This is a genomic window from Streptomyces sp. JW3 (genome assembly GCF_052216785.1).
Taxonomy (GTDB): Bacteria; Actinomycetota; Actinomycetes; order Streptomycetales; family Streptomycetaceae; genus Streptomyces.
On sequence record NZ_JBQOUX010000165.1, the window covers coordinates 1 to 12,882 of the forward strand.

8 protein-coding genes and 1 pseudogene are annotated in these 12,882 nt (G+C 70.7%); 4 read left to right on the forward strand and 5 right to left on the reverse strand.

Features of this window, described 5'->3' with window-relative positions:
• Positions 1 to 48: 48 nt before the first annotated feature.
• Positions 49 to 1,101, reverse strand: coding sequence for an alpha/beta hydrolase (locus ACTT8P_RS36465; protein ID WP_442836097.1), 1,053 nt, complete (start codon positions 1,099 to 1,101; stop codon positions 49 to 51).
• Between the two features lie 157 nt (positions 1,102 to 1,258).
• Positions 1,259 to 3,691: a penicillin acylase family protein gene (locus ACTT8P_RS36470; protein WP_442836090.1), complete on the reverse strand. Its 2,433-nt coding sequence runs from the start codon at positions 3,689 to 3,691 to the stop codon at positions 1,259 to 1,261.
• 227 nt (positions 3,692 to 3,918) lie between these two features.
• Here ACTT8P_RS36470 and ACTT8P_RS36475 point away from each other — a divergent pair, with 227 nt between their 5' ends.
• The 3 genes from ACTT8P_RS36475 to ACTT8P_RS36485 all read left to right on the forward strand — a co-directional run bounded on the left by ACTT8P_RS36475 (position 3,919) and on the right by ACTT8P_RS36485 (position 7,930).
• Positions 3,919 to 5,433, forward strand: a complete 1,515-nt coding sequence (locus tag ACTT8P_RS36475) for a peptidoglycan DD-metalloendopeptidase family protein (RefSeq protein ID WP_442836091.1) — start codon at positions 3,919 to 3,921, stop codon at positions 5,431 to 5,433.
• 326 nt (positions 5,434 to 5,759) lie between these two features.
• Positions 5,760 to 6,542: a serine/threonine protein kinase gene (locus ACTT8P_RS36480; RefSeq protein WP_442836092.1), complete on the forward strand. Its 783-nt coding sequence runs from the start codon at positions 5,760 to 5,762 to the stop codon at positions 6,540 to 6,542.
• The gene (locus tag ACTT8P_RS36485) at positions 6,539 to 7,930 is read left to right on the forward strand and encodes a serine/threonine-protein kinase (RefSeq protein ID WP_442836093.1); all 1,392 of its coding nucleotides are present in this window, start codon (positions 6,539 to 6,541) and stop codon (positions 7,928 to 7,930) included. The genes ACTT8P_RS36480 and ACTT8P_RS36485 overlap by 4 nt, the downstream gene beginning before the upstream one ends.
• A 499-nt stretch (positions 7,931 to 8,429) precedes the next feature.
• On the opposite strand, the gene ACTT8P_RS36490 is transcribed toward ACTT8P_RS36485, so the two are convergent.
• The 3 genes and pseudogenes from ACTT8P_RS36490 to ACTT8P_RS36500 form a co-directional block, all read right to left on the reverse strand.
• Complete coding sequence (locus tag ACTT8P_RS36490; RefSeq protein WP_442836094.1) at positions 8,430 to 9,860, reverse strand: condensation domain-containing protein; 1,431 nt, start codon at positions 9,858 to 9,860, stop codon at positions 8,430 to 8,432.
• Entirely contained in the window at positions 9,857 to 11,317 is a 1,461-nt protein-coding gene (locus ACTT8P_RS36495) for a condensation domain-containing protein (protein WP_442836095.1), read from the reverse strand. Before ACTT8P_RS36495 ends, ACTT8P_RS36490 begins: the two co-directional genes overlap by 4 nt.
• A gap of 620 nt (positions 11,318 to 11,937) precedes the next feature.
• A pseudogene (locus tag ACTT8P_RS36500) lies at positions 11,938 to 12,051 on the reverse strand (IS5/IS1182 family transposase); the annotation flags it as partial.
• Positions 12,052 to 12,624: 573 nt separating this feature from the next.
• Here ACTT8P_RS36500 and ACTT8P_RS36505 point away from each other — a divergent pair.
• Positions 12,625 to 12,849 (forward strand): hypothetical protein, encoded by a 225-nt coding sequence (locus ACTT8P_RS36505; RefSeq protein ID WP_442836096.1) that lies wholly within the window; start codon positions 12,625 to 12,627, stop codon positions 12,847 to 12,849.
• Positions 12,850 to 12,882 lie beyond the last annotated feature (33 nt).

Here is a 12,882-nt window from a genome sequence, read left to right on the forward strand (position 1 = left end):
GCCGTCCTCCCCGGTGGGCGAGGACGGCCGCGCGACGCGTGTCCGCCGTCAGACCGCCGCGAACTCCCGCTCCAGCCTGGGGATAAGGTCCCGCAGGTCCTCCTCCCAGCAGCCGCCGTTGTGGCCGCCGTCGCACCGGGTGCCCCAGCCGGCCCCGTCACCGTAGTTGACGTAGTAGTAGGTCATGCCCAGCGCGTCCATGGCCGCCTTGGCGTTCTTGGCGGCGCCCGCGATCCAGAACTCCGGCTCCACGGGCGAGCCGCCCCCGTCGCCGGTGTACACGGAGACCCCGATGCCGGCGTCGGCCAGCCGGTCCATGTGCTGGGAGGGGTCGACCTCGTTCCACCGCCGGTCGGCGTTGAACACCGGGTAGGGCGAGCCGAACGCGGCGTCGCTGTCCACACCGGGCTGGTAGGGCGACTCGTCCGGGTCGCAGGCCCCCGACGCCGCCGCGCAGATCACGCCCGTCGCGTCGATGAGGGAGGCGACGACGGCCAGCCGCAGGCCCATCGAATTGACCGACATGTCGATGTCGCCGGAGAGCGACGCGGTGTGGCTGAACAGGTCGGGGCGAATCTGCGCGTAGTGCAAGGCGCCGAACCCGCCCATGGAGACCCCGGCGACAGCTCTGGCCTGCTTGGCAGCGAGGGTGCGCAGGTTGGCGTCGATGAACGGGATCACCTGCTGGAGATGGAAGTTCTCCCAGTTCTGGGCGCCGGCGGCGGTGTTCTGGTTGAGCCAGTTGGTGTACCAGCCGCGGGCACCGCCGTCCGGCACGACCATGATCATCTGGTCGGACATGGACAGCGCCGGGTAGTTCTGCTGGACCGGGTCGTCGGGCGAGCCGTGCAGGAAGTACAGCACGGGGTAGCGCCGGTCCGGGTCGTCGTAGTAGCCGCTCGGCAGGATGATCTTGATGTGCTGTTCGCCCGCGACCTCGGGTGTGGTCACGGTGAGGTAGAAGTCGGTGGCGCTTCCGGTCGCCTCGCCGACCTGGGTCAGGCCGAAGCCGTCCGCCATCGGCGGCGGTGCGGTGGCCGCGGCGGCGGCCCGTGCCGGGCCCGCCGGTGCGATCACGGCCACGGCCACGGCGGCGAGCAGCCACGCCAGCGCCGGCCGGAACCAGGCCGTACCGCGTCTGGCTCCCTTGCCCACCCCGGTCCTCCCTGTCGCTTGCGCCTTCCCTGTCATTCCTGTTCTCCCCGTCATTCCTGTCCTCCCTGTCATCGCGTTCCCCCTGTGCGGTTGTTCGGCACGGTCAGTCCAGGACCTCGGTCCGCAACTGCGGTGAGGCCGCGATCTGCTCCTCGGTGAAACGGCCGGTCACCCACCGGCCGGCCGAGAACAGCGCGGTCTGGTCGGCGTAGTGCGGCGAGTTCGGGTCGGCGGACTGGGAGTAGGCCAGCACCGAGTACGCCTCGGGCGGCCCGTCCGCGGTGAACCGCACCTGCTGGACGAAGCTGGACCCGAAGACGACGTCCGCCTTCCCGTCGACCTGTCCGGGCGTGATCACGTTGAGGACCCCCAACTGGCCGATCGTGCCATGGATCGGTATCCGCTCACCGCCTCGGGTGACGTGCTGGACGCTCGACAGCGGGGCGTCCAGCGCGACGCCCGCCGTGCGCAGCGCCAGCACGGCACGGGCCAGCGCCTCCCGGACGGCGGAGCTGCCGGTGTCGAGCGAGTTGGGGGTGTGCACGGGGTCCTTGGGGTCGAAGGGGACCCGCCACGGCAGCTTCTCCACCCCCTGCCCGCCCAGCAGGTAGGACCAGTAGTTCGCGAAGAGCCAGGAGCCCTTGCTGTCCGTGGTGTAGTCATGGCTCTTCCAGGCGGCCAGCACCGGGCAGGCCCCGCTCACGTCGACCAGGCTGCCGTCCACCAGGACCACACCGAAGAGCACGTTCCGGCAGGCCGTCACCGTGGCGTCGAGCGCCAGGTCGGCCGCCCTGCTGTTGTCGGCGAACAGCAACTGCCCCATGGTCTGCGGGGTGAAGCCCTTGCCCGGCAGGCCGTCCGTGCCGTTGATGCGGTTCTGCGCGGTCAGGATGAGTTCCTGGGTGCGCAGTGACCGGGGCGTCGAGGCGGCGCCCATCACCCGGGGGAAGGTCAGCGGCTGCGCGGGATTGGCCAGCCAGGGACTGTCGTTGGCGTTGCCCGCGAAGTCGGCGCGGACCAGGCGCGGCTGGTCGTGCGGGTCGAGGAGCCCGGGTGCGGCCGCGTCCGGGTCGTCGGGCCAGTCGCACGCGCTGCGCTTGCCGTCCAGAATGGCGACCGGGGGCACGTTCGGCAGCCCCAGCGACTGGTTGAACAGCAGTTTGCCGGTCTCGGTGAGACAGGCGTCGGCGTGCGCGTCGGTGATGTTCGGGGTGGCCTGGATGTCGGCGTACAGCGCGTTGCCGGCGCGGTCGGCGGCGACGGTGTTGAAGAAGGGCACGCCCTGAGTCGTCTCCAGGGTGTCCACCACGTCGTGCACGTCGGTGGCCCGGTTCAGCCCGAACCACGTGTTCAGCGCCCGCAGGTTGTCCATGTTCGCGTCGCGGACGGCGTGCGCGCTGACCACCCAGGGCAGCGCGACGCCCTGCAGGGACGTGGTGACGGGGCCGTAGCGGGTGGCCCACAGGGTCCTGGTGACCTTGCCGAGGGTGCCGTCGGCCTGCCGTACGTCGATCTCGACGCGCTGCGAGGTCATCCGCTCCCAGGCGCCGTCCACCAGGTACTTGGTGGGGTCGAGCGGATCGACCTGGACGTCGAACAGCCCGAACGGCGCGACGGTGGCGACCGTGTGGCTCCAGGCCACGTTCTCGGTGTGGCCGATATTGACCGCGGGCAGGCCCAGCAGACTGGCCCCGGAGACGTTCACCTCGCCCGGGATCGTCAGCTGGCTCTGCCACATCCGGTTCTTGCCCTGCCAGGGGAAGTGCGGGTTGGCCAGCAGCATGCCGGTGCCCCCCGACACGCCCTGGGAGCCGACCGCCAGGGCGTTGCTGCCCATGCTCTGCTGACGGCTGCGCGCCAGCGCTTCGCGGATCCTCGTCGCGGTCCGCGCCGGGGAGGCCGCGGGCGCCCCGGCCGTGGTGGCCCCCGGGGGCGCGGCGTTGACCTGGCCGTCCAGCAGCGCGTCGGTGCTGCCCATGATGATCTCGGCGTGCGCGTGCCGGTAGACGTCGAGTTCGGTGATGGGCCCTACCCAGGCCGCGCCGCGGCAGGCGGGGTCGGAGATGCCGTCCACGCCGGTCTCGGCCAGGTACCTGTTGTACCCCTTCACATAGCCGCGGATGGCGTCCTCGACCTCGGGCTCCGGTCCGTCGGGGGCGGGCAGGGCGACGAGCCGCTCCACCACCCGGTTGTCCTTGATCCGTTGGAAGTAGAGGTCGCTGTTGAGGTTGGTGGTGCTGTCCTGGGCCTGGCCGGGACTGGCCTTGCCGTCGGGTCCCAGGTAGCGGGACCGCTGGGCGCCGACCGTCAGGTAGGTGTCGGCCAGGGTGCAGATGTTGTCCTTGGCCGCCGCATATCCGTAGCCCGTGCCCAGGCCCTCGTAGTCCGAGGCGATGATGTGCGGGATGCCGTACTCGGTGTAGCGGATCGTCGGCGCGTCGGGCCCCGTCTGCGCGGCGGCCGTCTGCGGGCCCATCACCGCGAGCGCCGCCAGGGCCGCCACCGTCAGCCGCGCTCTGCGTCTCCTCCGTGCCATCGCCGTCCTTCCCTGTCGGGCCGTCGTGTCGGGCCGTCGTGTCCGGCCGTCGTGCCGGTCCGTCATCCGGACGCGCCACGGTAGGGAGGACCGATGAAATTCCGATGACCGGCGGTGACGGGCGGGTAGCCGACGCGGCGGCGTCTGTCAGTCCGGAATCTTCCGGGGTCCCGCGGGGCCGCCGGGTTGTTAGGTTGCGCGGCGACGACACCAGAGCAGGAGGAGCCGTGCTCCCAGGGTTTTCCCGCCGCGCGCTGACGTGGTTCCTCGCGGCGGTCGCCGTGCTGTTCCTGCCGCCCGCGGCGGCGACGGCGCGGGCGGCCTCCGGGAGCACCGCCGCCACCGTCGCCTGTCCGGCCGCCGGTTTGGTCTCCCAGCACTTCCACGACGAGCACAACGGCGTCGACATCGCCAACGACGTCGGCACACCGATCTACGCCGTGGCCGACGGCGAGGTCACCATCTCCGGTTACGAGCCGGGGTACGGCCAGTGGATCCGGGTTCAGCAGTCCGACGGGCGGATCGCCGAGTACGGGCACATGATCCGGCGGGACGTCTTCCCCGGCGACCGTGTGGTGGCCGGCGAGCAGATCGCCCTGATGGGCTCCGAGGGCCAGTCCACCGGGCCCCACCTGCATCTGCGGATCTGGGGCGACTCGTCCGCCTCCTACGGGATCGATCCCGAGGTCTACCTCGCCGAACGCGGCCTGCTGCTGCCCTGTGTCCCGGGCGAGGGTCCGCGGCCCCGGCCGCCGGCGCATCCGGCGGAGTCGGGCCGGGTGGTGTCGGCGCGGTCGGCGGACGGGCGTCTTGAGGTGTTCGCCGCCGGAGCCGACGGCGTGCACCACGCCTGGCAGCAGGAGCCCAACGGTGCCTGGTCGCCGTGGCAGGCGCTGGGCGGTCCGGCCGGCGCCGAACTCGCCCTCGCGCCGAACGCCGACGGCCGCCTGGAACTGTTCGCCCTGGACGGGAACACCTTCCAGCACCGCTGGCAGCTGAGCCCGTCCGGTGGCTGGTCGGGCTGGGAGACCTTCGGCGGCGGCGGCCGGGACACCGCGGCCGGGGTCAACGCCGACGGCCGGATCGAGGTGTACGCGTCGGGCCCGGCCGGACTCTTCCACCGGTACCAGGTGGAGCCGAACGGCGGCTGGTCGGGCTGGGAGCCGACCGGCGGCGGCCCCGCCGACAGCCAGGTGGAGATGGAGGCGGCCCCCGACGGACGGCTGGAGGTCTTCGCCCTCAACGGAGCGACCTTCCAGCACCAGTACCAGACCTCCCCCAGCGGCGGCTGGTCCGCGTGGACCGGCTTCGGCGACGGCGGCCACGACCTGACGGTCGACCACAACGCGGACGGACGCCTGGAGGTCTTCGCCTCCGGACCGGTCGGTGTCTTCCACAAGTACCAGACCGGGGCGTCGAGCTGGTCCGGGTGGGAGGCGACCGGCGGGCCCGCCGACGCGCGGCTGACCAGTGAGCGCACCGCTGACGGACGCGTGGAGGTCTTCGCCATGAACGGCACCACCGCCATGCACCTGTGGCAGACGGCCGTGAACGCCCCCTACGGCGACTGGGCGCCCTTCGGCACCGGTGGCACGGAGGTCACCGCCGCCGCCAACGCCGACGGCCGCATCGAGGTCTTCGGCACCAGCCGGGCCGGCGTCCACCACCGCTGGCAGACCGGCTTCGCCACCTGGTCCGACTGGCTGTGGGTCAACGACTCCGCGGGGCCCGCGCTGCCCTGACCGTAAGCCGCCGTCCGCGTCGCTGCCCTGACCGCGAGCCGCCGCCCGTCGCGGCGCCGCCGGGAAACCCGCCCCCCGGGGCGCCCACCGCGCGAATCTCGCCATGTACACGACTGTCAGAGGCGCGGCTCGGCGCTCCCGCCCTACCCGACCGCGCCCCGCTGCGCCCGGCGCGGTGACTTTCCCCACTGCGCGGGACCGAAACGAGCCGTGACCGGCCCCGCGGCGCCGGTCACGGCGATGTGGCCGAAGTACGCCGGTGAACCGCCCGGTGGCGGACGTATCGTTTCGCTCGTCCGGCAGTGACGCGTGGAACGGGGGGCGCGGTGAGCGGCGTAGTGGTCCATGTACCACGGCAGGACGGTGCCGCGGTGACGTTGCGGCTGGGACCCGGCGAGGTGGCCCGCTTCGGACGGGGCTCCACGGGGAGCCCCGTGGAGCTGCGCCTGGACGACCCGGCGGTCTCCCGGCTCGCGGGGGAGATCCGGGTCACCGACGACCACTGGCAGCTGACGAACCACAGCACCAGCCACAGCTACCTCGTGGAGAACCCGGAGGGAGCGGGCGAATACCTCCGGGTGCCGCCACGGCGGGCCGGGGCACCCATCCCGTTCGAGTTCGCCCGCGTGGTGCTGCCCACGCGCGGTGACGTCACCGTCTCCTTCCAGGTGTTCGCCCCCGACCACGTCTACCTGGACCCGGCGGCCGTGGGCGGTCCGTGGGGGAACACCACGCTCACCGCGTACTCGCTCAACGAGACGGCCACCTACTTCCTCGTGCTGGTCGCGCTCTGCGAGCCCCGGCTGCGGGACCAGTCGCGGGTGGCGGTGCCCACCACCCCGCAGATCGTCGAGCGGCTCGCCGGGCACCCCGCCTGCCGGGGACTGACCGCCCGGGCGGTCAGCTCGCACATCGACTACCTCGCCGAGGAGAAGCTGCGCCTCGGCGACCCGGACGGCCACGAGTCCGGCCGGGCGGAGCGGCGCAACGGCAAGCGGGAGGAAGTCGTCGGGCTGGCCCTGCGGTTCGGACTCGTCCGGGAGGAACACCTCGCGCTGCTGCCGTCCCCGACGGCGTCCGGCGGGCCGCGCCGGCAGGCCGTGCGATGAGAGCACCGCACGGCCCGGGGGGAGCCACCCGACGCGACCGGGCGGACCTGCTGCCGCCCGGCTGCCGGGTCGGGAAGTGGCAGGTCATCCGGCTGATCGGCAGCGGCGGCTGGGCCACGGTGTACGCGGCCCGCCCGGCCGGCGGCCGGCCGGGCCGCCCCGACGTCGCCCTCAAGGTCATGCCGACCGCCGGGCTCGCGCCGCGCCAGGCCCGCCGGATCGTGGAATCCGCCCGCCGAGAGGTCGACCTGGGGCGCCGGGCCGGACACCCCCGGCTGATCGGCCTCCTTGAGTCGTTCGTGCTCACCGAGCCCCGACACCCCGCGCTGCACGGCGCGATCGTCCTGGTCATGGAGCGGGCCGCCGGCAGTCTGCGGGAACTGGTCGACGCGGGCGTGCCCGAGGGCGAGCGCGGCCGGCTCGTCGCGGGCATCTGCGAGGGAGTGGCCCACCTGCACCGGTCGGGCTGGGTGCACGCCGATCTGAAACCGGAGAACGTCCTGCTGGGCACGGACGGTTCGGTCAAGCTCTCCGACTTCGGTCTCGCCACCGAGCTGACGGGCACCCACGGGTACGCCCCTCCCCTGGGCACCCTGGACTACTTCCCGCCCGAGCGGTGGCGGGCGCCCCTCGGTGAACTCGGGGTGCGCGTCCGGCCGACCGCCGACATCTGGGCCCTGGGCATCATCATCCACGAGGTGTTCGCGTCGGGCTGCTCGCCGTTCCCGGGGGCCACTCCCATGGCGCGGGGTGCCGCGGTCCAGGAGTACGGCGCGGGGCGGGCGCCGCTGCGCATGGACCACGCGGTGCCGCCGTTCTGGCGCGCGCTGGCCGCCGACTGCCTCGCCCCGACCCATGCCGCACGCGCCCCGCACACCGCCGAGAGCCTGCTCGCCCGGATCGCCGCCCACCGGGACGGGCCCGGGGCGGGCACGGCACGGCTGAGCGGCCGGGCCCGGGCCGCCGTCCTGGCCACCGCGCTGTGCGGGATCGCCGGAGCGGCTCTGTGCGCGGACACGGCCGGGCCGACCACGCCGGTACCGTCCGGCCGCGCGGGCGGCGCGGCACCGGACACGGTCCGGGTCTACAACGCGGAGCGGGCCTGCCGGGAGAGCGGCGGCCGGGACCTGGACTGCAGCCTCGGCCTGGGTGTCGATCCGGCCCTGCCGTACACCGCGGACAACGTCGTGGCGACCCGGGTGTGGCACGGCGACGTGCTCACCGCCGACTGCCAGGTCCCCGACGGGCAGCCCATCGTCGACGAGGAGGACCACCGCTCCACCCGCTGGTTCCGCGTCCGCCTCCCGGCCGGCTCCCGGCCCCCCGCGGCCTGGCTCCCCGCGGTGCGCACCCGGGACCACCCGGCGCTGCCACGCTGCCCCCGGTGACCGGACCGCAGCCCGGCTCGTGGCGTCGGACGGCGTGATGGGCCAACGGGAACGAAGGCTCACTCACGCGAGTGGTCGCGCCACGGGCTTCCCGGCACCCGGACCCGTTCCCGAGGGCCTCACCCACGACGTACTGATCAGCTGGGGCGATCCCGTGCTGCCGGACGCCCCGCCCTTCGACTTCGACCACCCTCGGCCAGCGGACGCTCGGCCCTCGCCAGTAACGTCCGGCTTGGCCCCTCATGCTGTGCCGTACTGGGAGCGGACCATCCGGCTTTCGAAGGCGTTTCTGGAGAAGCATCAGTTCCAGAATCTCACGTCTCGTATCTGCGGGGCAGCGACCGTTTCTGGTCACAGCCATCCGCACTGTCTGCTGGCGTCCCGCAGCATCAGGAACTTCGGCTCGTGCCAGGAGGTAGCGGCCTCGCCCCGGCCGCACGGTATCCGGCGTCTCCCGGTCACATGGACATCCACTCCGTATGAAATCCGGTGTCGGCGATCAACCAGACGCGGCGATGGAGCGAACCACTTGTTGGAAACGGGAGTACAGGAGTGGCACGTTGGCACGCGCTTCGTGGGTGTCCGGATAGCTGACGAGGAGGTAAGTACGGTCCCAGACGCGGTTGATCCACATCAGTACCTCTGTGGAAGGGCTCGGCCCGACTAGGGCGTTGCACCGGGCGGCCTGCCATTCGCGGGAGCCGGTGATGTACCGCGCGTCGATATAGGAGAAGACCGGCAGGACCCGTGCAGCGTCGGACTGCAGGGGGAAGCCGGTGAGCTGGGCCACCCGCAGGGGTGAGATCAGCGTGAGCTCGCAGGCATCGGTGAACGAGGCACCCACGCCCGCGAGTAACGCTGGGAGGGGGAGAGCCTTGCCGTCTCGGGCGACGGGGAAAGTGACCGGCACGAGGTTGATGAACCAGCCTTGGGTGTACTGCCAGCGCGGCTCGTTACGGGTGTGCACCACAGTCAGGCCGCGGTAGGAGTCCCGTCCGCCCAATTCGTGGTGGACGATACCGAGGGCGGCCATGAGTCCGGCGGTGAACCCGGCACCGTGTGACCGGCAGACCTTGGCGAACGCATCGCTCTGCTCCGGGGTGAGGAGGTCCATCTCCAGTGCCGCGCTCGGTGGGTTCGCTCCCTCCGGCACGCCGAGTTCCAGCGGAAATGACGGCATTGGACCGGAGAGGAAGAAGTCCGCCCACCGTCGTACCTCGGGGCCGTCCAGCATCAGTTCGGCCGCTCGCCGGCGGTCCACGATGCTCGCCTCCAGGTAACTGCCCGCTGGTGCCAGCTTTGCCTCGACGCCGATCAACTCGGCCTCGTAAAGGGCTCGCAGTTCGGCGAAGACGAGGGTGATGGAGTAGCCGTCGGTGTGCGCGTGGTCGACGGCGTAGTAAAAGGTGGAGGAGTCTTCACGCAGGACAGCGGCAGCGGTGAAGGAGGGCCAGGTCATAGGGTCCGTCTGCGTGCGAAAGAGCTCCGCCAGAAGGTCCCTCAGTGCGGTGCCGGAGGTGATGTTTCCCCTGGGTATGGGTTCCACCTCCATGTCCTCGGCCGCGACAGAGCGTCGTACGAGGACGGAGCCGTCGAGATCAGCGGTGACGCCAGGGCCCCGTGTGTCCTGGCAGTCGCCTCCGCTGAAATAGGTGAGCAGGGTGTCGTGCCTCAGTACCCACTTCCTCAGCGCGCGGGACATGGCGTTGAGGTCCAGACGTCCCGGCAGGTCGAAGCAGACGCCGAGCCATGGAGACTGGGTGCGACCAGCCCGCGTGTTGACGAGCCGGCGGTGTAGGTGATTCTCCTGCACGAGGGACAGCGGAGCGGAGTGCGACGGAGCCTGTTTCGCTCTTGCCGTGGCGCTCTCCGGCACGCGGAACTCGACCAGTTCACCGGGGCGAGGCAGGTAAGAGGTCAGGGATGTCATCCGCATGGTGTTTCCTCGCTCCTCGAATCCTGTTGTGCTGTGTTGAGGCCTTCGTAGCCGTAGGCATGCGACACGTCCGAAGTGGCTACCTGCCGCATGAGGTGCCGGGCTGCCATGAGATAGGAGGGGACGGCAGCACGAGCTGTGAAGGAGTCCGGATGTCGGTAACTGAGGTAGAGACCCTCCTGATTGCGCATGATCCACAGATAGACCTCCCGATCATGCACGCGGCCGCTGCGTAGCGCACTCGCTTTCCAGTCCCTCCACTGCCCGGCGCCAGGAATCCCCCGGAGATCCATGTAAGAGATCATGAATGTCACTTCGAGTGATTGACCCAGTAGTTCACTCACTCGGGCCAAGGGAACGGAAGCCAGCGCGCGGGCCTCTCTGAGGGAGTGCACGGAGCGCGTCGTCATCTGACCGAAGCCTGCGGTCGCATCGACGGGGACGCTCAAAGGCGCGACGCCGACGTACCAGCCCATGGAGTTCAGGTGGGCGCTTCCGTCACCGGTGCGAAAGGGTACGACCGCGCGGAATATTCGATTCCCTGACCGCTGACGGGCGGCGAGTGCGAAACAGGCGAGGACACCGGCGAAGACACCGCCGTTCTGCCTGCGGCAAGCGGCGTCGAATGCCAGGCTTTGTTCGGCATTGAGCAGCCACTTGACTCCACTTGCCTGTCGATCCGGCCGGCGGGGGCCTGGATCGTGAACCGGGAGGAAGAAGCTGGGGAGTTGCCCACCGGCCTCGGACACGGCGTCCTGCCACCGGACGATGGTCTGGTGGCAGGTGTGCAGCAGCGCCGCTCGCACTCGCTCGGTCTCGGCGAAGTCGGGATAGCCGGCTACCGGAGCGAGTGCCCCACCGTAACCCGCCAGAGCCGCCTGATACAGGTGTTGGACCTCCTGGGAAATCTGAAAGATCGAGTAGCCGTCCACATGGTGATGGTCAAAACCGAGCAGCAGTGTGGTGGAGGTTCGCCGCTCTACCGTCGTGAACACGTATGAGGGCCATATCAGGGGGTCCGTCTCGCGGTCAAATATGATCTCCAAATGATGCAGCAACGTGGCGGTGTCGGTGAAGTCTCCGCAGGTGGTGCCCTGGAGGGCGACCGACCCCGGTTTCAACGTGACCCGAGCGTGCGCGGCGGTTTTCCCGCCCTCGTCGGGAATGAGCCTGCTCCGCAAAGTTTCGTGATGATCGATCCATTCCAGCAATGCACGCTGCAAGGCGGAGCGGTCGAGTGACGCGGGCAGGTCGAACGCTGCAGCCAGCCAGGCGGCTGGGCGTCGTCCGGCCGAGCCGCGCCCGACCTCTGCCAAGTGCGTCTGCTGGGCGTAGGAGGCGCGACGGCGGTCTGGCAGCCAGTCGAGGCCGTCCCGAGATGTGGCTGATGGTCGCCACACAGTGAGACGTCCCGGACGGATGTGAAGGTCCCTCAGATCGATGAACAGCATCGCTCAGCCTCAAGATCCGGTTGGTGCCTGGTGGGGGGTGCGACATGCCGCTCTGAGCTTGCGCGGGTGCTGACAACTGCAAGGGCGGGCCGTCGTGCGACGCGCGTGAAGGTGTAGCCGGACTGGCGGCCTGCGGCATCGACCACCAGCAAGTGAGCCCTCAAGGGGCGATGAAGACCGGCGGAGGAGCCGCGCAGAATCGCTCTGCTTCTTCTGGTTCGGGGTGGGTGTAGAACCCATGGGCAGCGCCGACGAGAGCACGGAGCCGTGCTGGTCCGTGGGGTGGGTGGACCAGTAACTGTGCCCGAACGTACTGGGTGCGGAGCCCGGGTCCCCTCGAGGTCCCACCTGTCGGCCTGCCGACTGTCGGACATGCCGGTGCAGCCCTGTGGAGCCGTATGCTACCGGCGAGTCACTTGAGAGAATAGAGAAGCTGTCGCCCAGTGACAAGTAGTCGTTGGGTGACTTGAGGGGATGCGCATGGTGGCTCAGAGGGCTTCCTGATCAAGGTTCACGCCGTCTGGTGTCCACGTCCATGTCGATTCGTGATGGTGGCGTGATTCCTCTGGTCGGTTCGCGGAACTTCCGGTCAGCCATTGGCCAGTGAGCCCTTTACAACCTTGGTTCGAACAGGCCATGTGGAGAGTGAGGACGGCCTGAACAAGGCTGGTGATGCGGATGGTGCCGCATCGCATCCTGCGCAGCAGCCGCCAGGTCTCCAGCGTGGTAAGGGCCCGATCACGTAACGACGCACCCTCCATGGGTCAGATGCACGTCGCCCGGGCCTGGGGCATGGAAGACGCGCCCACCGAGGAGCGGCTGCTGAAGGCGGTGCACGCCGGCGTCGACCAGTTCGGCGGCGAGCATTGCACCGGGGCAGTGGTCGAGCTGCTCCGCACCGGCCGTCCGGACGAGTCACGCGTCGACGTCTCGGTGGCACGCCCGCTCGCCGGGAGGTTCCGCCTCGGCCTGTTCCGACCACGGCCGGTACGTCGGTCCCGACGCCGCCGAGGAGACCGTCGACCGGGCCGACTTCCGGGCCGCCGGAGCTGCCGCCCGGCGCCGCTCGGTGACCGTGCTGGGCGCCGATCCCGCGACGACGGCCACCTGTGCGGAGATCGTGACACAGCCCGGTGACGCGGATCGCGCGGTACTGCGTCTGATGGCCCCCTTCGAACCCCGGCCCGGTGCCTTCGGGTCCTTCTTCCACGTGCGGGCCGCCTCGACTTCGCCGAGGAACGCCTCAAGGAGATCCTCACCCTGCTCGACACCGTGTCCACGTCGTCGTCCACCGCGACCGCCCCGCCGTGCGGCCGAGGATCGCGGAGCGCGCCGTCGCGCTGCTGGGCACGTACGGCACGGGCGACTGGGCAGTCCTCCACGTCCTGTTCGGACGCGTCGAAGCGGTGGGCAGGCTGCCCTTCCAACTGTCGGGTCCCATGGCCGAGGTGGAGGCCGGCCGCCCCGACGTACCGCCAGAGAGCACCGACCCGCTCCGCCCGACGGGGCACGGGCTGCCGCTGCCGCGCTGACCGGGCAGCCGCCCCGCGCCGCCGGGACGTAAC

What these genes read in the sequence shown, in the direction of transcription:
- ACTT8P_RS36470 (WP_442836090.1), bottom strand. Translation starts at nt 3,691, where the DNA reads ATGGCACGGAGGAGACGCAGAGCGCGGCTGACGGTGGCGGCCCTGGCG.
- ACTT8P_RS36485 (WP_442836093.1), top strand. Translation starts at nt 6,539, where the DNA reads ATGAGAGCACCGCACGGCCCGGGGGGAGCCACCCGACGCGACCGGGCG.
- ACTT8P_RS36490 (WP_442836094.1), bottom strand. Translation starts at nt 9,860, where the DNA reads ATGACATCCCTGACCTCTTACCTGCCTCGCCCCGGTGAACTGGTCGAG.
- ACTT8P_RS36495 (WP_442836095.1), bottom strand. Translation starts at nt 11,317, where the DNA reads ATGCTGTTCATCGATCTGAGGGACCTTCACATCCGTCCGGGACGTCTC.